This window comes from Streptomyces sp. NBC_01257 (assembly GCF_035917255.1).
In the GTDB taxonomy this organism is placed as follows: domain Bacteria; phylum Actinomycetota; class Actinomycetes; order Streptomycetales; family Streptomycetaceae; genus Streptomyces.
This window is the reverse complement of sequence record NZ_CP108472.1, coordinates 2179774-2198971: the sequence shown is the minus strand read 5'-3', so window position 1 is coordinate 2198971 and position 19198 is coordinate 2179774. Positions and strand designations below refer to the sequence as shown.

The 19198-nt window shown below is 71.1% G+C and carries 21 protein-coding genes; 13 read left to right on the top strand and 8 right to left on the bottom strand.

Features of this window, described 5'->3' with window-relative positions; genetic code table 11:
* Nucleotides 1-89 precede the first annotated feature (89 nt).
* Entirely contained in the window at nucleotides 90-503 is a 414-nt protein-coding gene (locus tag OG408_RS09140) for a hypothetical protein (protein ID WP_326669284.1), read from the top strand.
* 96 nt (nucleotides 504-599) lie between these two features.
* Here OG408_RS09140 and OG408_RS09135 read toward each other — a convergent pair whose 3' ends face one another.
* Nucleotides 600-1274: a FadR/GntR family transcriptional regulator gene (locus OG408_RS09135; RefSeq protein ID WP_285568682.1), complete on the bottom strand. Its 675-nt coding sequence runs from the start codon at nucleotides 1272-1274 to the stop codon at nucleotides 600-602.
* A gap of 124 nt (nucleotides 1275-1398) precedes the next feature.
* Between OG408_RS09135 and OG408_RS09130 the strand changes: the two genes are divergently transcribed.
* The 4 genes from OG408_RS09130 to OG408_RS09115 all read left to right on the top strand — a co-directional run bounded on the left by OG408_RS09130 (nucleotide 1399) and on the right by OG408_RS09115 (nucleotide 3785).
* On the top strand, nucleotides 1399-2700 hold the full coding sequence (locus OG408_RS09130) for a CynX/NimT family MFS transporter (RefSeq protein WP_266777129.1): 1302 nt from the start codon (nucleotides 1399-1401) through the stop codon (nucleotides 2698-2700).
* A 26-nt stretch (nucleotides 2701-2726) separates the two neighbouring features.
* Nucleotides 2727-2837 (top strand): SGM_5486 family transporter-associated protein, encoded by a 111-nt coding sequence (locus tag OG408_RS09125; protein WP_266786054.1) that lies wholly within the window; start codon nucleotides 2727-2729, stop codon nucleotides 2835-2837.
* Between the two features lie 148 nt (nucleotides 2838-2985).
* Entirely contained in the window at nucleotides 2986-3192 is a 207-nt protein-coding gene (locus OG408_RS09120) for a hypothetical protein (protein WP_266777128.1), read from the top strand.
* A gap of 74 nt (nucleotides 3193-3266) precedes the next feature.
* Nucleotides 3267-3785 (top strand): SixA phosphatase family protein, encoded by a 519-nt coding sequence (locus OG408_RS09115; protein WP_266777127.1) that lies wholly within the window; start codon nucleotides 3267-3269, stop codon nucleotides 3783-3785.
* An 83-nt stretch (nucleotides 3786-3868) separates the two neighbouring features.
* Here the strand turns inward: OG408_RS09115 and serB are convergent, their stop codons facing one another.
* Nucleotides 3869-5125 (bottom strand): phosphoserine phosphatase SerB, encoded by a 1257-nt coding sequence (serB, locus tag OG408_RS09110; protein WP_266777126.1) that lies wholly within the window; start codon nucleotides 5123-5125, stop codon nucleotides 3869-3871.
* 284 nt (nucleotides 5126-5409) lie between these two features.
* Here serB and OG408_RS09105 point away from each other — a divergent pair, with 284 nt between their 5' ends.
* Nucleotides 5410-7983 carry an ABC transporter ATP-binding protein/permease gene (locus OG408_RS09105; protein ID WP_266777125.1) on the top strand — a complete coding sequence of 858 codons (2574 nt, stop codon included), beginning with the start codon at nucleotides 5410-5412 and terminating at the stop codon, nucleotides 7981-7983.
* 87 nt (nucleotides 7984-8070) lie between these two features.
* Here the strand turns inward: OG408_RS09105 and OG408_RS09100 are convergent, their stop codons facing one another.
* The 3 genes from OG408_RS09100 to OG408_RS09090 form a co-directional block, all read right to left on the bottom strand.
* Nucleotides 8071-8823, bottom strand: coding sequence for a transglycosylase SLT domain-containing protein (locus OG408_RS09100; protein ID WP_266777124.1), 753 nt, complete (start codon nucleotides 8821-8823; stop codon nucleotides 8071-8073).
* Between the two features lie 285 nt (nucleotides 8824-9108).
* Entirely contained in the window at nucleotides 9109-10218 is a 1110-nt protein-coding gene (locus OG408_RS09095) for an S-adenosylmethionine:tRNA ribosyltransferase-isomerase (RefSeq protein ID WP_326669278.1), read from the bottom strand.
* On the bottom strand, nucleotides 10215-10937 hold the full coding sequence (locus tag OG408_RS09090; protein ID WP_266777122.1) for an SDR family NAD(P)-dependent oxidoreductase: 723 nt from the start codon (nucleotides 10935-10937) through the stop codon (nucleotides 10215-10217). Before OG408_RS09090 ends, OG408_RS09095 begins: the two co-directional genes overlap by 4 nt.
* A gap of 205 nt (nucleotides 10938-11142) precedes the next feature.
* Between OG408_RS09090 and OG408_RS09085 the strand changes: the two genes are divergently transcribed.
* The 3 genes from OG408_RS09085 to OG408_RS09075 all read left to right on the top strand — a co-directional run bounded on the left by OG408_RS09085 (nucleotide 11143) and on the right by OG408_RS09075 (nucleotide 13337).
* A complete protein-coding gene (locus OG408_RS09085) occupies nucleotides 11143-12288 on the top strand; it encodes a GAF domain-containing sensor histidine kinase (RefSeq protein WP_285568699.1) in 1146 nt (381 codons plus the stop codon).
* Entirely contained in the window at nucleotides 12281-12925 is a 645-nt protein-coding gene (locus OG408_RS09080; RefSeq protein WP_123469011.1) for a response regulator, read from the top strand. Before OG408_RS09085 ends, OG408_RS09080 begins: the two co-directional genes overlap by 8 nt.
* A 160-nt stretch (nucleotides 12926-13085) precedes the next feature.
* Nucleotides 13086-13337, top strand: coding sequence for a chaplin family protein (locus OG408_RS09075; protein WP_219572718.1), 252 nt, complete (start codon nucleotides 13086-13088; stop codon nucleotides 13335-13337).
* A gap of 279 nt (nucleotides 13338-13616) precedes the next feature.
* Here the strand turns inward: OG408_RS09075 and OG408_RS09070 are convergent, their stop codons facing one another.
* On the bottom strand, nucleotides 13617-14396 hold the full coding sequence (locus OG408_RS09070) for a hypothetical protein (RefSeq protein WP_266777120.1): 780 nt from the start codon (nucleotides 14394-14396) through the stop codon (nucleotides 13617-13619).
* 199 nt (nucleotides 14397-14595) lie between these two features.
* On the opposite strand from OG408_RS09070, the gene OG408_RS09065 reads away from it, so the two are divergent.
* The 4 genes from OG408_RS09065 to OG408_RS09050 all read left to right on the top strand — a co-directional run bounded on the left by OG408_RS09065 (nucleotide 14596) and on the right by OG408_RS09050 (nucleotide 17813).
* Nucleotides 14596-15393 carry an ABC transporter ATP-binding protein gene (locus tag OG408_RS09065; protein WP_266777119.1) on the top strand — a complete coding sequence of 266 codons (798 nt, stop codon included), beginning with the start codon at nucleotides 14596-14598 and terminating at the stop codon, nucleotides 15391-15393.
* A gap of 67 nt (nucleotides 15394-15460) precedes the next feature.
* Nucleotides 15461-15889 carry an NfeD family protein gene (locus tag OG408_RS09060; RefSeq protein WP_285568712.1) on the top strand — a complete coding sequence of 143 codons (429 nt, stop codon included), beginning with the start codon at nucleotides 15461-15463 and terminating at the stop codon, nucleotides 15887-15889.
* 155 nt (nucleotides 15890-16044) lie between these two features.
* Nucleotides 16045-16983, top strand: coding sequence for an SPFH domain-containing protein (locus tag OG408_RS09055; protein ID WP_266777117.1), 939 nt, complete (start codon nucleotides 16045-16047; stop codon nucleotides 16981-16983).
* A 62-nt stretch (nucleotides 16984-17045) separates the two neighbouring features.
* Nucleotides 17046-17813, top strand: a complete 768-nt coding sequence (locus OG408_RS09050) for a sulfite exporter TauE/SafE family protein (protein WP_326669272.1) — start codon at nucleotides 17046-17048, stop codon at nucleotides 17811-17813.
* 61 nt (nucleotides 17814-17874) lie between these two features.
* On the opposite strand, the gene OG408_RS09045 is transcribed toward OG408_RS09050, so the two are convergent.
* Both OG408_RS09045 and OG408_RS09040 read right to left on the bottom strand, forming a co-directional pair.
* Nucleotides 17875-18381: an HNH endonuclease gene (locus OG408_RS09045; protein ID WP_266777115.1), complete on the bottom strand. Its 507-nt coding sequence runs from the start codon at nucleotides 18379-18381 to the stop codon at nucleotides 17875-17877.
* 147 nt (nucleotides 18382-18528) lie between these two features.
* Nucleotides 18529-19068, bottom strand: coding sequence for a YbhB/YbcL family Raf kinase inhibitor-like protein (locus OG408_RS09040; RefSeq protein ID WP_266777114.1), 540 nt, complete (start codon nucleotides 19066-19068; stop codon nucleotides 18529-18531).
* Between the last annotated feature and the right edge of the window lie 130 nt (nucleotides 19069-19198).

The following is a 19198-nucleotide window of genomic DNA, read 5'->3' as shown; positions in this document are numbered from 1 at the left end:
GTCGATCCACCGCAGAATGTGGAGGAACCCGGACTTCTGGTCAGGCCGATGCCTGGCCGGCGGATCAGGCCCTAGGGGAGGAGATCGCTGTGCGCGGCACACGTCACCGAACCCGCTCCCTGCTGGCGGCCTCCACCGCCGTCGCCGGACTGCTCGTGCCCATCGGTCTGTACGCGGCGGGGCACGTCGGAGCCGTCGGCGCGGCCGCGCCTCCCGCGTCCGACCCGGAACCCTCCGGCGCGGAATGCCGTACGGCGGTGAAGGGCTCCCGGGTCGTCGCCTACTGCCACAACCCGTACCCCAGCGCCGACCGCGTGCAGCTGCACACCGAATGCGCCCGCTGGTGGGACGTCGACGCGGACTCCAAGCCGGTCGCCGTCGGCCCGGGGCGGACCGTGCGGCTGGACGACCGCTGCTGGAAAGAGGTCTCCTCGGCCTGGGTCACCCACGCGCGGGAGACGCACGACGAGGAGACGGGCAAGAAGGACGAGGCGGAGTCCTAGGGCGTGCTCTGGAAGTCCCGTCCGCCCGGCGGCGCCGCCTTCCGGGCGGACGGCGCTACTTTCGGAACGCGCCCTGGATCCGGGGCCGGACCGCCGCTAGACCCGGTCCACCAGGCAGCTCAGCGCGTGGCTCGCCGCCTCGGCCGCCGCCGTCTCCGCGTCACCGGCCCGGATCGCCTCGACGAGCCGGCTGTGGTCCATGTGGTTCTCCGGCCGCAGCTCATGGCCGACGTCGTCACGCAGATAGTCGCGCAGCAGATCACCCAGGTCGGCGTAGAGGCCGGTCAGCACGTCGTTGTGCGAGGCGGCGACCACGGCCAGATGCAGGGTCGCGTCCGCCGCGACGAAAGCCTCGGCGTCGCCGGCCGCCCAGGTCTCCTCCCGGCGCCGCATGAGCGCGTCCAGCTGCTTCAGGTCGCGGTCGGTGCGCCGCGCGGCGGCCAGACGGGCCGCCGACGACTCCAGGGTCGACCGCAGCTCGGCGATGTGGCGCGGATCGGCGGACGCGAACCGGCGGTGCATCACCCCGGCCAGCTCACTGGTGGCCACCACATAGGTGCCCGAGCCCTGCCGGATGTCGAGCAGCCCGTTGTGCGCGAGGGCGCGCACCGCCTCGCGGACGGTGTTGCGGGCCACCCCCAGCTGCTCGACCAGCTCGGGCTCGGTGGGGATGCGCGAGCCCACGGGCCACTCGCCCGACGTGATCTGGTTCCTCAGCTGGGCAATCACCTGGTCGGCGAGTGCCGAACGCCGCGGGGACGTCAGCGCCATGGTGCTCCTTGCTCGGGTGTACGGAGGACGGCCGGCCGCCCCCCGTTTCGCGGAGGTATCCGAATCTTCTCAGGGGACCAAGAGAATTGGACAAGCAATCATCCCATGATTCTATGATGGCCCCATGCGTGACGACGAAACCCCTCCCTCGGCCCCGACCCGGACGCTGAGCCCCGCCGCCCCGGCGGCCTCCCGCACCGGCCTCTCCGCCCAGGAGACCGCCGCCCCGGCAGCCGGCCCCGCCCCGTGGCTGCTCCGCCTGGTCGTGGTCGGGCTCGTCCTCACCGCGCTCAACCTCCGCCCCGCCATCACCAGCCTCGGCGCCCTCCTCGAAGAGGTGCGCGACGGGCTGCACATGAGCGGCAGCGTCGCCGGCGTCCTCACCTCCGTACCGCCGCTCTGCTTCGCGGTCTTCGGCGTCATGGCGCCACGCCTGGCCCGTCGCTTCGGACCCGGCGCTGTCGTCTGCGCGGGCATGGTCGCCATCACCGCGGGGCTGGTGATCAGGCCCCTCATCGGCGGGACGGCCGGCTTCCTCGCCGCGAGCGCGCTGGCCCTGATGGGCATCGCCGTCAGCAACGTCCTGATGCCGGTGATCGTCAAGCGCTGGTTCCCGGACCGCGTCGGCTCCATGACCGGCCTCTACTCCATGGCCCTGGCGCTCGGCACCTCGCTGGCCGCGGCCGTGACCGTGCCCATGACCAACGCCATGGGCGGCAGCTGGAAGGCCGGCCTCGGCATCTGGGCCGTGCTCGCCGCCGCCGCGATCCTGCCCTGGATCCCGCTGGTACGGGAGCGCGGCGGCGCCTCCGGCCACCCCGCGGCCCACCGGACCGAGGCCCCCGCGCTCCGCATCACCCGCAGCCGCACCGCCTGGGGCCTCGCCTGCTTCTTCGGCCTCCAGGCCACCGCCGCCTACATCACCATGGGATGGATGCCGCAGATCTTCCGCGACGCCGGGGTCTCGGCCGGCACCGCGGGCGTCCTGCTCGCCGTCACCATGGCCATGGGCGTACCGCTCGCCTTCGTCATCCCCAGGGTCGCCGCCCGGATGAAGAACCAGGGCCCGATCGTGGTCTTCCTCGGCGCCTGCGGCCTCGTCGGCTACGCGGGCCTCTACCTCGCCCCGTCCGGCGGCGCCTGGGCCTGGGCGCTGCTCCTGGGCATCTCGAACTGCGCCTTCCCGCTCGCCCTCACCATGATCGGCATGCGCTCCCGCAGCGGCGCCGGCGTGGTCAGGCTCTCCGCGTTCGCCCAGTCCACCGGATACCTCATCTCGATCCCCGGCCCGCTCCTGGTCGGCGTGCTCTACCAGCACAGCGGCGGCTGGGGGCTGCCGATCGCCCTGATGGCGGCCCTGATGGTGCCCCAGATGGTGGCGGGCATCCTCGCCGGACGGGACCGGACGATCGAGGACGAATGCTGAGATGCGAGACTGTGGCCATGTCTCCTGTGCTCGATCCGAATCCCCAGAACGGTCAGAAGAAGCTGCTCATGGTCTTCGGGGCCATGTTGCTGATCACGGTCGTCATCGGCGTGATCGCCTCCATCGCCTCTCCGTGACGCACGGCTCCCGGCGCGGGGGTGGGGCTAGCCCCACCAACCCCTAGGGGGCCAGGGTCAGGGTGAAGTGGGTGGGTCACCGGATGTGACCGGCGCCCCGGGATCCGTAGGTTCTGGGTATCGGAATCCAGCACCCACGGAGGCGGACATGCCGGCCCGTACGCACACCCCGTCCACCCGCCCGGACGCGGGCGCCGTCGAGGTCCGGCTGCCCTGGTGGGCCGTCGCACTGCCCGCCGTGGCCTTCGCCGCGCTCCTGCTGCTGATGGCCGGACCGGGACAGGCGCACGCCGCCGCGGGCGACCCCGCGGTCGGCCGGTTGCTCGAGCGAATCGTGGACCTGCTGACCCGCTGACGTCCGGTGACCCGTGCGGGGGAGCCCTCCAACACCCTGCGCCGGGTGCCGCATTTCATGCGAAGCTGAGGTGTATGAGCGTCGATACACCTCGCAGGATCGTCCTTCTCAGGCATGCAAAGGCGGAATGGTCGCAGGACTCCGACCATGAGCGGCCGCTCGCGGAGCGCGGCCGCAAGGACGCCCCCGTGGCAGGCCGCAAACTCGTCGATTCCGGGATCGTCTTCGATCTGGCCCTCTGTTCCACCGCGGCCAGGACGCGAGAGACGTGGAAGCTCGCCGTGCACGAGATGCCGGAGCGCCCCAGGACCGTGTACGAGGAGCGGCTCTACGACGCCTCGCTCGGCGAGCTGATCGCGCTGATCAACGAGACCCCCGACGAGGTCCGCGATCTGCTGGTGATCGGCCACAACCCGGGCATGCACGCCGTCGCCGACGCCCTCGCGGGCGCGGGCGAGGGCGACGCCCTGGCCCGGATGAGCCGCGGCGGCTTCCCGACCGCCGCGTTCGCCGTGGTCGCGTTCTCCGGCACCTGGAAGAGCGTGGAGCACGGCGTCGGCAAGCTCGTCGAGTACTGGACGCCGAACGACTGACCCGCCCCGGCTCACGACAGGGCCCGGGTGCGCACGCCGAAGCGTGCGCACCCGGGCCCTGTGCACGTGCGGGCCGCGCGTCCCTACTCGACGAGACCGTCGGCGGCCTCGACCTCCTCGCGGGTGATGCCGAGCAGATAGAGCACGGTGTCCAGGAACGGCACGTTCACCGCGGTGTGCGCGGCCTCGCGGACCACCGGCTTGGCGTTGAAGGCGACCCCGAGGCCCGCGGTGTTCAGCATGTCCAGGTCGTTCGCCCCGTCGCCGATCGCCACCGTCTGCGCCAGCGGCACCCCGGCCTCCGCGGCGAAGCTGCGCAGCAGCCGGGCCTTGCCGGCCCGGTCGACGATGTCCCCGGTCACCCGGCCGGTGAGCTTCCCGTCGACGACCTCCAGAGTGTTGGCAGAGGCGAAGTCGAGCCCGAGCCGCTCCTTCAGATCGTCCGTCACCTGGGTGAACCCGCCCGAGACGACGCCCACTTGGTAGCCGAGCCGCTTCAGCGTACGGATCAGGGTGCGGGCCCCCGGCGTCAGCCGCACATCGGCGCGCACCTTCTCCACCACCGACACGTCGAGCCCGGCCAGCAGCGCCACCCGGGCGTGCAGCGACTGCTCGAAGTCGAGTTCGCCGCGCATCGCCTGCTCGGTCACCGCGGCGACCTCGGCCTCGCAGCCGGCGTGGGCCGCGAAGAGCTCGATGACCTCGTCCTGGATGAGCGTCGAGTCGACGTCCATCACGACGAGGCGCTGTGCCCGCCGGCTCAGCCCGGCCGAGACGACCGCCACGTCGACCCCGATCCCGGCGGCCTCGATGGCCAGCGCGGTGCGCAGCGTCTCGGTCCCGGTGCCGGACACCGCGAACTCGACGGCCGTGACGGGGTACTTCGCCAGCCGGAAGATCCGGTCGATGTTCCCGCCGGTCGAGGTGATCCTGGCCGCTATGGCGGCGGTCGACTCCGCTGTCAGCGGGTGCCCGAGCACCGTCACATGGGAACGGCCGTCGCCGCGCGGGCGGTTGTCGCCCGTACCGGAGATGATCTCGGCCTGCAGCCTCAGCGACTCGGCCCAGCTGTGCACGGTGGCCCGCAGGTCGCCCTCCGTGGTGCCGCCCGCGGTCGGGGAGGTGACCAGCGCGCACAGGACGATGCGGCCACGGGTGACGACCTGCTCGATGTCGACGACGTCGACCGAGTAGGCGGCGAGGGTGTCGAAGAGCCCGGCGGTGATGCCGGGGCGGTCCTTGCCGAAGATCTTCACGAGAAGGGTCGGTGTGTCTATGCCCTGATGTGCCTCAGGGGGCTCAGGAGACAGGGAGGGCCGAGGGGGCTGCGATGCGCTCATGGTGTTCCCACCGTATCGGTCCGCGGCGCGCCCCCGACCGCCCGTCCCGAGGACCGGACAGCCCGCCCGGTGTCCCCGATGCTCCCGATCCTTGCGGTCTGACCCGGCCTGTGACCAGCTGCGGTGTTAGGTGGCGGTTCGGGCCGGGACGGTCGCAACGGTGCGGTCTCGGTTCGGTCAACGTGCCGCCCGGCTTTCGTATCGGGGACTGCTCCTGGAATAGTTCCCCACGATGTTCAGCATCCCTAGACTCCCTGCAACGGGGGTAACTCGGGGGACAACTAGTGGGGCGCGGAGTGCCGGAACTCGTACTGGAATTGAATGGCAGGACCTGGACGCTCGATCCGTCCCGGTCGTACACCCTCGGACGTGATCCGCAGGGCGACATGATGATCGACGATGCCAGAGTGTCGTGGCGGCATGCCACGATCAGCTGGAGCGGCCACAGTTGGTTCATCGAGGACCACGGCAGCACCAACGGCACCTATGTGCAGGGCCAGCGGATCCATCAGATGGAGATCGGGCCCGGCTCCACGGTGAACCTCGGCAACGCCACCGACGGGCCGCGGGTGAGTCTCAGCGGCGCCGCGGCCGGTGCCGACGTCTACAGCGGGCAGGCCGCAGCGGGTGCCCAGGCCCCCGTCCAGCAGCCGCAGACCCCGCCGCAGCAGCAGCCGCAGGGCGGACCGGGCTGGCAGCAGCCCGCCCAGCCGCCGGCGCAGCAGCAGGCCTGGCAGCAGCAGCCGCAGGCCCAGCAGCAGCGGCCCCAGGTGCCGCACCAGCAGGGCAACGGACCGGCACCGCACGGCGGCCCCGGCGGCGCGGCGGGGGCGCCACCGGTGTACGGCGACCGGAGCCCGACCACGTTCCACCAGCTGGCCCTCGGCCGGGTGATGCGCATCGGCCGTGCGCTGGAGAACGAGCTGGTCGTCTCCGACCTGCAGGTCTCGCGCCACCACGCCGAGTTCCACGCGACGCCCGACGGCCGTTTCGAGATCCGTGACCTCGGATCCCACAACGGTACGTACGTCAACGGCCAGCCGCTCTCGAAGTCCGGCACCGCGCTCATCGGGCCGAACGACATCGTCGGCGTCGGCCACTCGACCTTCCGGCTGGTCGGCGACCGGCTCGAGGAGTTCGTCGACACCGGTGAGGTCTCCTTCGCCGCCCGCCACCTCACGGTGACGGTCGACGGCGGAAAGCAGATCCTCAAGGACGTCTCCTTCGGCGTCCCGGAGAAGTCGCTGATCGGCGTCATCGGCCCGTCCGGCTCCGGAAAGTCCACCCTGCTCAAGGCGCTCACCGGCTACCGGCCCGCCAACCAGGGCGACGTCCTCTACGACAACCGGAACCTGTACAAGCAGTTCGCCGAGCTGCGCCAGCGCATCGGTCTGGTCCCGCAGGACGACATCCTGCACAAGGAACTGACCGTCACCCGCGCCCTCAAGTACGCCGCCAAGCTCCGCTTCCCCGCGGACACCACGGAGGCCGAGCGCCAGGCCCGGATCCAGGAGGTCCTGGCCGAGCTCAAGCTCGACATCCACAAGGACAAGAAGGTCACCTCGCTCTCCGGCGGCCAGCGCAAGCGCGTGTCGGTCGCCCTGGAGCTGCTGACCAAGCCGTCGCTGATCTTCCTGGACGAGCCGACCTCCGGCCTCGACCCGGGCATGGACCGCGATGTCATGCAGCTGCTGCGCGGCCTGGCCGACGACGGCCGTACCGTCCTGGTCGTCACGCACTCGGTCGCCGAGCTGGCCATCTGCGACAAGCTCCTGGTGATGGCGCCGGGCGGTGCCGTCGCCTACTTCGGTCCGCCGGAGGAAGCGCTCAACTTCTTCGGCTACGGCACCTGGGCCGACGTCTTCTCGGCCTTCGAGAACTACCGCGACTACGACTGGGCGGGCCGCTGGCGCGGTTCGCAGCACTACCAGATGTACGCCGCCGACATCGACGCCGTCGCCGCGCAGCCCGTGCACATGCCGCCGCACCAGCAGATGCGCCCGCCGAAGCCGCAGGGCTGGATGACGCAGCTGTGGACGCTGATGCGCCGCTACGTCTCGGTGATCGCGTCCGACAAGGGCTTCATGGGTCTCATGGTGATCCTGCCGGCGGTGCTCGGCATCGTCAGCGTGGTCATCCCCGCCGACTTCGGCCTCGCCCCGCCGAAGCCGCCGTCCCGGTTCAACGGCGACGCCGGAACGATCATGCTGATCCTGGTGATCGGCATGACCTTCTCGGCCGCGGCCAACTCCGTACGAGAACTGATCAAGGAACGGGTCATCTACGAACGGGAACGGGCCACCGGCCTCTCCCGCTCGGCCTACCTGATGTCCAAGGTGATCGTGCTCGGCGTGATCACGGCCATCCAGGGCGTCATCATCTGCGGCATCGGCTTCGCCACCCGCGATCTGCCCGCGGAGGGCCTGATCATGCCGCCGGCCATCGAGCTCTGCGTGACGATCATCGCGCTCGGCTTCACCTCGATGATGTTCGGCCTGGTGATCTCCTCGCTGGTGAAGACCTCCGAGAAGACCATGCCGCTGCTGGTCATGTTCGCCATCGTCCAGGTCGTCTTCACCGGCATCCTCTTCCAGGTGTACGGATCGCCCGGCCTGGAGCAGTTCGCCTGGCTGATGCCGTCCCGCTGGGCGATCGCCGGAGCGGGCTCGACGCTCGACCTCGCCCACCTCATGCCGCCGTGGGACCAGAAGAACCCCACGGACCTGGACCCGCTCTGGGAGCACTCGGTCAGCCAGTGGGGGATCAACCTCACGGTGCTGCTGGTGCTCGGCATCATCTGCGGCTTCGCGGTCGCGCGCCTGCTGCGCCGCCACGAGCCCGAGGTCATGCGCAAGTAGCGCGGCTCCCACCGCTGACAGCACGACGCCGAAGGGCGGCACCCCTCGTGGGGTGCCGCCCTTCGGCGCTGTCAGGTGCCGTACGGATCAGTACGCGCTGTTGACGTTGTCGATCGAGCCGTACTTGTCGGCGGCGTAGTTGGCCGACGCGGTGATGTTGGCGACCGGGTCGTACTGGTCGTGGGGGGTACCGCCGACGTGGTAGGCGTCGAAGGTCGGCTTGATGATCTGGAGCAGACCCTTCGACGGGACACCGTTGACCGCGTTGACGTCCCAGTCGTTGATGGCCCTCGGGTTGCCGCTGGACTCACGGATGATGTTGCGGTGCAGGCCGTCGTAGGTTCCCGGGATGCCCTTGGCCTTCATGATGGCCAGGGACTCCTTGATCCAGCCGTCCAGGTTGTTGCCGTAGACGGCGGTACGGGACTCGGAGCGGCTGGCGGCCTGGTGGCCGCGCTTGGCGGCGGCCTTGTGGGCCTTCGCCTTGGCGTGCGCCCTGGCCTTGGCCTTCTTCGCCTTGGCGACGGCCTCGGCCTTCTCCTTCACGGCGGCGGCCTTCTTGGCCTTCGCGGCGTCGGCGGCCTTGACCAGCTGCTCGGCGGTGGAGTGCTGCTCGATGATGCTGTTCTGGATGGTCTTCGCCTGCGGGGCGCCGGCGGCGGACGCGAAGACGACCGGAGCGGCGGAGAGTGCCTGGGGCTCGGTCTCGGCCTCTGCGGCGTGACCGGGCACCAGGGACAAGGAGAGTGCCGCGGCGGCGACGGCGGAGATGCCGGCGGCGGAGAGCTTCTGGGTCTTGTTCAGGCGGCGGAGACGGCCGGGAATGCTGGACGCGGACATACAGGCGTACCTCTTCGAATCGCGGGAGTCCTCACGGAGGACGAAGACGGGAGGCGACTTCGCATCTCCGTCGGGGACAACAGCAATTCTTAGCGGCAGCAAAATGTCGTGGCAAAGGTGTGACGTACGAAGCCAGGTAGTGGAGCCGGGGTCCGCCCAATCGGACATTTGGGTACTCATGCCCACTCAAATCGCCCTTATTGGTCCACTAGGCGGCTTCGTAAGTGACGTGGGTCCTATGCGCGTCCTCACATCGAGCAGGTAACAGAATCACCGAATGTTGCTTCAGCAATTCGGACTGTGATGCTCCGGAACGGGTCGCGGCTCCCGGAACCCCCGCCCGGGCCCCGCGGGCAGCAGGAGATGGACGTCCCCGAACTCGTGCCAGAGGTACCGGTGGCGCAGCGCCTCCCCGTATCCGCGGTCCAGCGCCTCCCTGCCCGCGACCGCCTCCAGCATCAGCAGGTGCGAGGCCCGTGGCTCGTGCAGACCGGTCAGCAGCCCGTCGACCACCCGCACGCCCCGCTGCGGCGTCACCACCAGATCCGTCCAGCCGGCGGCCGCCCGCACCACCCCGTCGGGGCCGGCCGACGACTCCAGCGCGCGCACCGCCGTCGTCCCCACCGCGATCACCCGCCCGCCGCCCGCCCGGGCCGCGTTCACCAGCCACGCGGTGGTCGACGGCACCTCGAAGGGCTCCGGATACGGCGGCTCGTGCGCCTCCGCGGAAGCCACCCCCGTGTGCAGCGTCAGTGGTGCGAACTGCACCCCGCGGCTCACCAGAGCCGCCACGAGCCCGGCGGTGAAGGGCCTGGCCGCGCTCGGCATCTCCGCCGAACCGCTCCCGTCGGCGGCCGGCAGCGCGAACACCGTCTGATACGCGGACAGCGGCTGGTCCCGCTCCGTGTACCCGTACCGGATCGGCCGCCCGTACCGCCGCAGCAGCCCCGCCACGTCGATCCCTCCCCGCGTCCACCACAGCCGCGCCCCGTCGCCCGCGCCGCCCACCGGCTCCGCGAGCACCAGCTGCGAGCCGCCCGGCAGCCGGACGGCCGCCCCGGCCGGCCCGCCGGGGCGCGGCAGCGTCGCCCCGGCCCCGTCCGGCCGCCGCAGCTCCACCGCCCAGCGCCCGTCCGCGCCCCGGGTCGAGAAGTGCACCACCACCCGGTCGCCGCCCACCCGCCCGTTCACCGCGGCGGCCAGCGTCGGGGACGTGTTCACCACCAGCACGTCACCGGCCCTCAGCTGCCCCGGCAGCTCCCGGAACGCGTGGTGCGAGACCTCCCGCCCCCGCGACACCAGCAGCCGTACGTCGTCCCGTCCCGCACCCCGCTGCTCGGCCGGCACCCGCGCGAGCAGCTCGGCGGGCACCCGCAGCGCGTCGAGCGCGGTCACCGCTCCTCCCCGGCCCCGGCGCCCGCCGCCCGAAGCAGCGCCGTCGCCGCATAGCGCCCGCTCACCGGCCGCAGGTCCAGCAGCCGCAGGAACGCGGGCGCCACGCTCTCCGGACGCGGCCGCGGATCGTCGTCGTCCGGTACCGCCGCCGCGTAGAGCGCCGTCCCCATGTCACCCGGATCGACGGCCCACACCCGCAGCCCCGGCTCCTCCACCCCCAGCACCGCGGCCAGCTGGTCGAGCGCAGCCTTCGACGCCCCGTAACCGCCCCAGGCGGGATACGGCTCCGCGGCCGCGTCCGAGCTGACCACCACGACCGAGCCCGCCGCCGCGGCCCGCAGCAGCGGCAGGGTCTCCCGCAGCAGGCCGAGCGCCGCCACCACATTGGTCTCCAGCGCCTGCCGCAGCCCCTCCGGCGCCAGCGCCTCGAGGCGTACGAGCGGCTCGGCGCCCAGCGCGCTGGCATTGCTCACCAGCAGATCGAGCCCGCCGAGCCCGCGCGCGGCCGCCGCGAGCTCCGCCCGGTGCGCGTCGTCGGTGACATCACCGGCGAGCGCCACCACCCGGGTCCCGTACCGGCTCCGCAGCCCGTCCGCCGTCTCCTGGAGAGCCCCGGCGGTCCTGGCGTCCAGGACCAGATCCCAGCCCCGTTCCGCGAGCGCCTCGGCCAGCGCACGGCCCAGCCCCCTGGAACCACCCGTAATCAATGCGACAGACATGACAACCGTCCCCTTCGAACCGTCATGAGCCCCGTGGGCGGCCACCGGCCGGCCCCGGACCCCTCCAACGTAGAAAGGACCGCCCCGGCGCCGCCTCGTCCCCGGGCCGCAACCGCAAGGCCCTTCGACCTAGTCCCCACGCCCTAATCAGCGGCCGTCCACAGGCGGATACGGGGGGGTACGGCCCGCCGGTACGGTGAGGGCCATGAGCCACAGCCCACCGTCGGGCCTCGCAGCCGTCAGCGCCGCCCTGCTCGCCATGAGCCGGCACCTCGAGATGCGGGACGTCCTGAAGACGATCGTCGCGTCGGCCCGCGAACTGCTGGACGCCGAGTACGCGGCCCTGGGGGTCCCCGACGACCACGGCGGCTTCGCCCAGTTCGTCGTCGACGGCGTCAGCGACGAGCAGTGGAAGGCCATCGGGCCGCTCCCGCGCCAGCACGGCATCCTCGCCGCGATGCTCCACGAGGCGAAGCCCGAGCGCCTGGCCGACGTCCGCAAGGACCCGCGCTTCGAGGGCTGGCCCTCCGCCCACCCCGACATGTCCGACTTCCTCGGGCTGCCGATCAGGGACGGCGACGACGTCATCGGCGCCCTCTTCCTGGCCAACAAGCGCTGCCCGAAGCCGGAGGGCAGCTGCGGCTTCACCGCCGATGACGAGGAACTGCTGTCGATCCTCGCCCAGCACGCCGCGATCGCCCTCACCAACGCCCGGCTGTACGAACGCAGCCGTGAGCTCACCATCGCCGAGGAGCGCTCCCGGCTCGCCCACGAGCTGCACGACGCCGTCAGCCAGAAGCTCTTCTCCCTGCGGCTCACCGCCCAGGCCGCCGCCACCCTGGTCGACCGCGACCCGGCACGGGCCAAGGGCGAGCTCCAGCAGGTCGCCGCGCTGGCCGCGGAGGCCGTCGACGAACTGCGGGCCGCCGTCATCGAGCTGCGCCCCGCGGCGCTCGACGAGGACGGCCTCATCGCCACCCTCCGCACCCAGATCCAGGTCCTGGACCGCGCGCACACCGCCCGCGTCACCTTCCGGAGCGTGGGCATCCGGGCCCTGCCCGCCTCCCAGGAGGAGGCACTGCTCAGGGTCTCCCAGGAGGCCCTCCACAACGCCCTGCGGCACTCGGAGGCCGCACACGTCGACGTCACCCTCACCCGTCGCGGCAGTGACACGGTGCTGCGGATCACGGACGACGGCCGCGGCTTCGAACCCGCCGCCACCCGCCGGGCGGGACGGCACCTGGGCCTGGTCTCGATGCGGGACCGCGCGAGCGGGGTCGGCGGGCGGCTCACCGTTGAATCGGCGCCCGGCAAGGGCACCACGATCGAGATGGAGGTACCCGGTGGCTGACCGGATCATCAGGGTGCTGCTGGTCGACGACCACCAGGTGGTCCGCCGCGGTCTGCGTACGTTCCTGGAGATCCAGGACGACATAGAGGTCGTCGGCGAGGCGTCCGACGGCGCGGAGGGAGTGGCCAGGACCGAGGAGCTCCGTCCCGACGTGGTGCTGATGGACATCAAGATGCCCGGCACCGACGGCATCGAGGCGCTGCGCAGGCTCCGCGAACTGGAGAACCCCGCCAAGGTGCTGATCGTCACCAGCTTCACCGAACAGCGCACCGTCGTCCCCGCCCTGCGCGCCGGCGCCTCCGGCTACGTGTACAAGGACGTCGACCCGGACGCGCTGGCCGGCGCCATCCGCTCGGTGTACGCGGGCCACGTGCTGCTCCAGCCGGAAGTGGCGGGCGCACTGCTCGCCCAGGACGATCCGGGCTCCGGGACCGGCCGGGGGAGCACCCTCACCGAACGGGAGCGGGAGGTGCTCGGCCTGATCGCCGACGGCCGTTCCAACCGCGAGATCGCGCGGGCTCTGGTCCTGTCCGAGAAGACGGTCAAGACCCACGTCTCGAACATCCTCATGAAGCTGGACCTGTCCGACCGCACCCAGGCGGCGCTCTGGGCGGTCCGGCACGGGGCGGCGGGCTGAGCGGAAACCGGCCCGGGAGACCGGAACAGGCGTCACCCTGCGGCCCATGATTCACACTCCCGGGTGTACGTCACCCGAACGGCGCATCTTCTTCCGGCCCGGTGCGTTCTTCATGGCGTGCTGCGGCGGCTGGCCGCAGCGACGCTAGGAGGATCCTGAAGTGAAGAACCTGAAGAAGGCTGCTGCCGTCACCATGATCGCCGGTGGCATCATCGCCGCCGGTGCCGGCGCGGCCTCCGCCACCGGCCACAGCGGTGCGGGCGCCCACGGTGTCGCGGCCCACTCCCCGGGTGTGGCCAGCGGCAACCTCGTCCAGGTCCCGGTCCACGTCCCGGTGAACGTGGTCGGCAACACGGTCAACGTGATCGGCCTGCTCAACCCGGCCTTCGGCAACTTCGGCCTGAACGGCTGACGCGCCACACACACACGGCGATGCCGCCGTCCGGCCCCTGCGGGGACCGGGCGGCGGCATCGCGCGTAAACGGCCCTGTCAGGCGCCGAGATCAAACGCTGCGCGGCGTGCGGGGTCAGCCCGCGCACAATCAGACCCGTCCGGCGCCCGCCCGCGCGTAAGGCAGCCCATCAGCGCACAATCAAGCCCGCCCGGCGATCGAGGGCATCCCTTCCAGCCCGTCCGGCGCTTGAGGACAAGGCGCAGGCGCGCCCGCCCCCGTACACGCCCCGCCCCCACCTACCGCGCCCGCTCCTCCACATACGCGTTGTACGCCGCGACCTGCGCCCGCCGCGCCACCCGCTCCACCGGCCGCAGCGCCTCACCCCGCGCCGCCATCTCCGACGCGCTCACCGCACCGCCGTGACCGTTCTCCTGTGCCACCGAGACCAGCAGCCCGACCCGCTGCGCCAGCTCCAGCACCCGGACCGCCCGCGGCGGATACCCGGGGGCGAGCACCTCGCGGCCCCGCTCCGCCCGCGCCCGGTACGCGTCCACCGCGGCCTCGGCCACCGGCCCCGAACCGGCCACGTCGAGCCGCGACAGCAGCGCCGTCGCATCCCGCAACGCCTCCGCGAGCTCCCGCTCGGCCTCGCCCAGCGACGGCACATCGGCCGGCGGCGCCTCGCGCACCGCGAGGCACTGCCACACCACGTCGACATGAAGATCCCCGGCGGGCCCCGCCTCACGCACCTCGGGCACCAGCCCGTACGGCGCACCGAAGGTGACCACCGCCTCCTCGGCCTCCAGCGCCCGGGCGTTGAACTCCGCAGGGCCGCTGAGCCCCAGCGGATGCCCGGGAACCGGCAGCGCGACCCGGAAACCCGTCACCCCCAGCGCCCGCAGCCGCCCCAGCGCGAGCGTGAGCCCGACCGGCCCCGCCTCACCCGGCAGTCCCTCGACGCGGTGCACCGCGTCCTCCCCGACAATGGCCAGCGCCGCGTCGTCGGGCGACACGAGTCCGGCCAGCAGCGCGTTGCCCCAAGCGGCCAGCAGCCCTGAGCGTGGTTCCGAAAGCATGGCACCAGCCTAGGGAACGCACCCACGCCCTGTCCCCACCCTCCCAGGACCCGCCCCAAGGCCGCGCGACGGCGGTACGGTGACCGCCCGACCACGGGCCCAGCGCCGGAAGCGTTCGCGCGGTGGCGTAGGTTTTCCCTGGGAGCTGTGCCCACAGGCACGCGACGATCTCGAGACTGCATGGGGAGACAACGCGCTCATGAGCGATGTACTGGAGCTGGTGGACGTATCCGTGGTCCGCGACGGACGCGCTCTGGTGGACGATGTCTCCTGGTCGGTCAAGGAGGGGGAGCGCTGGGTCATCCTCGGCCCGAACGGCGCCGGCAAGACCACCCTCCTCAACATCGCGTCCAGCTACCTCTTCCCGACCAAGGGCAGCGCCACCATCCTCGGCGAGCAGCTCGGCGGCGTCGGCACCGACGTCTTCGACCTGCGCCCCCGCATCGGCATCGCGGGCGTCGCCATGGCGGAGAAGCTGCCCAAGCGCCAGACGGTCCTGCAGACGGTGCTCACCGCCGCGTACGGCATGACCGCCACGTGGAACGAGAACTACGACAAGGTCGACGAGGACCGGGCCCGCGCCTTCCTCGACCGGCTCGGCATGACCGACTACCTGGAGCGGAAGTTCGGCACCCTCTCCGAGGGCGAGCGCAAGCGCACCCTGATCGCCCGCGCGATGATGACCGACCCCGAGCTGCTGCTCCTCGACGAGCCGGCCGCCGGTCTCGACCTCGGCGGCCGCGAGGACCTGGTCCGGCGTCTCGGCCGGCTGGCCCGCGACCCGTACGCGCCCTCCATGATCATGGTCACGCACCACGTCGAGGAGATCGCGCCCGGCTTCACCCACGTCCTGATGATCCGTCAGGGCAAGGTGCTCGCGGCCGGCCCCATGGAGACCGAGCTCAGCTCCCGCAACCTCTCCCTCTGCTTCGGCCTGCCGCTCGTCGTCGAGCACCAGGGCGACCGCTACACCGCTCGCGGACTTCCGCTCGGCTGACGGCCGTTGGCCGGTCCGCCGGCTCGCGCACTGTCCGCGGAGGTGCTCGCGGTCATACGATGACCACGTGGACATCGACGCGTGGGTGTGGTGGCTGATCGGCGCGGTGGGACTGGGCATCCCCCTGGTCCTGACCGCGATGCCCGAGTTCGGCATGTTCGCCGTCGGAGCGATCGCCGCCGCGGTCGTCGCGGCTCTCGGCGGCGGAATCGTGGCCCAGGTCCTGGTCTTCGTCATCGTCTCGGTGGCACTCATCGCCGTGGTCCGCCCGATCGCCAACCGGCATCGCGCGGACCGGCCCCATCTCGCCACCGGAATAGACGCGTTGAAGGGCCGTCAGGCCGTCGTCCTGGAACGGGTCGACGGCAGCGGCGGCCGGATCAAGCTCGCCGGAGAGATCTGGTCGGCCCGCGCCCTCGACGCGGAACTGACCTTCGAACCGGGCCAACAGGTCGATGTCGTCGACATCGACGGTGCCACGGCCGTCGTCATGTAACCGAACAGCCCCCGCGGCGGCGCCCGTTCTGCCAGACTCGATGTAGATCATCATGGAATCCGGACCGGCAGGACGCGCAACCTGATCCACGGCCCCCATGCGATCTCGACCCCGATCATCGCGATCCGTCGGCAACCGAAGGGCACGAGGAAACGATGCAACCGATCATCATCGTCCTGATCATTCTGGTGGTGCTCGTCTTCATCGCTCTGATCAAGACGATCCAGGTCATCCCACAGGCCAGCGCCGCCATCGTGGAGCGTTTCGGCCGGTACACCCGCACCCTCAACGCAGGCCTGAACATCGTCGTCCCGTTCATCGACTCGATCCGCAACCGGATCGACCTCCGCGAACAGGTCGTCCCCTTCCCGCCCCAGCCGGTGATCACCCAGGACAACCTGGTCGTCAACATCGACACCGTCATCTACTACCAGGTGACCGACGCCAGGGCGGCGACGTACGAGGTCGCCAGCTACATCCAGGCCATCGAGCAGCTCACCGTCACCACGCTCCGCAACATCATCGGCGGCATGGACCTGGAGCGGACCCTGACCTCCCGCGAGGAGATCAACGCCGCCCTGCGCGGAGTCCTCGACGAGGCCACCGGCAAGTGGGGCATCCGCGTCAACCGCGTCGAGCTGAAGGCGATCGAGCCGCCCACCTCCATCCAGGACTCGATGGAGAAGCAGATGCGCGCCGACCGTGACAAGCGCGCCGCGATCCTCCAGGCCGAAGGAACGCGGCAGTCCGCGATCCTCACCGCGGAGGGCGAGAAGCAGTCCGCGATCCTGCGCGCCGAGGGCGAGGCGAAGGCGGCCGCCCTGCGCGCGGAGGGCGAGGCGCAGGCCGTCCGTACGGTCTTCGAGGCGATCCACGCCGGCGACCCGGACCAGAAGCTCCTCTCGTACCAGTACCTCCAGATGCTCCCCAAGATCGCCGAGGGTGACGCCAACAAGCTCTGGATCGTGCCCAGCGAGATCGGCGACGCCCTCAAGGGCCTCAGCGGCGCCTTCGGCAACCTCGGCACCGGGATGCCCGGCTTCAACACGGGCAACTCCGACAAGGAACGCCGCGAGGAACCCCCGGTCGACTGACGTGTACATCCCCTCGTGCATGATCAGTGCACCAAGCACCGACCATCCACGGGGGATCCGACATGACCACCTGGGAGATGCTCGCCGTCTTCGTCGCGGGCATCAGCGCGGGCACGATCAACACGATCGTCGGCTCGGGAACGCTGATCACCTTCCCGGTCCTGCTCGCCACCGGCCTGCCCCCGGTCACCGCGACGGTCTCCAACGCGCTCGGCCTGATCCCCGGCTCCATCAGCGGCGCGATCGGCTACCGCAAGGAACTCGAAGGACAGCGCCGCCGTGTCCTCAAGCTCTCCGTCGGCGCGCTGATCGGCGGCCTCACCGGCGCCACCCTGCTGCTGGCACTGCCCTCCACGGCCTTCGAGACCATCGTCCCGGTCCTCGTCGCCCTGGCCCTCGTCCTCGTCATCCTGCAACCACGCATCAGCAAAGCGGTCCAGCGCCGGCGCGCCCACACGGGCACGACCGCCCGCCCCGACGGCGGCCCGCTCCTGTTCAACGGACTGATGCTCGCCAGCGTCTACGGCGGCTACTTCACCGCCGCCCAGGGGATCATCTACCTCTCCCTGATGGGCATGCTGCTCGACGACACCATGCAGCGCCTCAACGCCGTGAAGAACGTCCTGGCCGCCGTCGTCAACAGCATCGCCGCGCTCTTCTTCCTCTTCGTCGCGGACTTCGACTGGACCGCCGTCGTCCTCATCGCCGTCGGCTCCGCACTCGGCGGCCAGCTCGGCGCCAAGATCGGCCGCCGGCTCAGCCCCACGTTCCTGCGCGTCCTGATCGTCACGGTCGGTACGGTCGCCATCGTCCAGCTCGTGCTCCGCTGACACGCGGAAGCCCGCTCCCTCCCGGGAAGCGGGCTCCTCTACGTCACCGGGCGTACGGCGGCTACGCCGCGGACTGTGCCAGCCACTCCGGCAGCGCCGACCGGTCACCGGCCCCCAGCGCCAGCAGCATCGCGTCCGCCGGAGACGGCACGAACGGCTGCCGCAGCAGCGGCATCCCCGCCTCCTGAGGCGTACGCGCCGCCTTGCGGTGGTTGTCCTCGGCGCACGAGGCCACCGTGTTCAGCCAGGTGTCCTGCCCGCCCTGGGCACGCGGCACCACGTGGTCGACGGTGCTCGCCCGGCGCCCGCAGTACGCGCACCGGTGCTGGTCGCGGATCAGCACACCCCTTCTGGACCACGGAGCCTGTCTTCGGAACGGCACCCGTACGTACCGGCAGAGCCTGATCACCCGGGGCACCGGAATGTCCACCGCGGCACCACGCATACGGAGCTCGGGATGCGACTGCTCGACGACGGCCTTGTCCTGCAGAATCAGCACCACCGCACGGTTCAGTGTCACCGTCGACAGCGGCTCGAAGCTCGCGTTCAGAACCAGCGTGTCCCGCATCTCGCCCACCTCCCGTGTGCCGCCCGCCCCCTGGCAGGCCCGGATCAACTCTGTCCGGGCAGGCCGTGATGGACAACGCAATAAAAAATGCCCTGCCCTGATCTCTCCAAGACCAGGGCAGGGCAAACAGGGGTGGAACCCTTTGCTTCACTCGCCGGCGGCGGGCTCCGCGTACTCACCGATCAGCTGGGCCCGGCCCAGCGTGTGGAACCGCAGGTTGAAACCGATCACCGCGGGAGAGGCATCGCTGTCGGGACCGAGCTTCTCGCTGTCCACCGCGTAGACGGTGAACACGTAGCGGTGGTTCTCGCCGGCCGGCGGAGCGGCGCCGCCGAACTCCTTCGACCCGTAGTCGTTGCGCACCTGCACGGCGCCGGCGGGCAGGCCCTCGAACTTCCCGCTGCCCGCACCCGCGGGCAGCTCGGTGACCGACGCGGGGATGTCGAAGACCACCCAGTGCCAGAACCCGCTGCCCGTCGGGGCGTCCGGGTCGAAGCACGTCACGGCGAAACTCTTCGTCTCCGGCGGGAAACCCTCCCACCGCAGCTGCGGCGAGGTGTTCCCCGCCGCGAACACCTGCGCGTCCGCAAGCACGGCCCCCGGTGCCAGGTCCTCGCTCACCACGGTGAAGGACGGGACCTCGGGATGGAAGTCGTGCGGAAGCGGGGCCCTCTTCGGCTCGGTCACGTCAGCACCTCTCCTGATCGGTTCTGCTCTCGGAAGGACTCGGAAGGACTCGAAGGACCGATACGGTCCCGGAAGGAGTCCGGACGACCCGAAGGTCTCCGTCCTCCTCTCCTTCCCTCCGACTTCCATT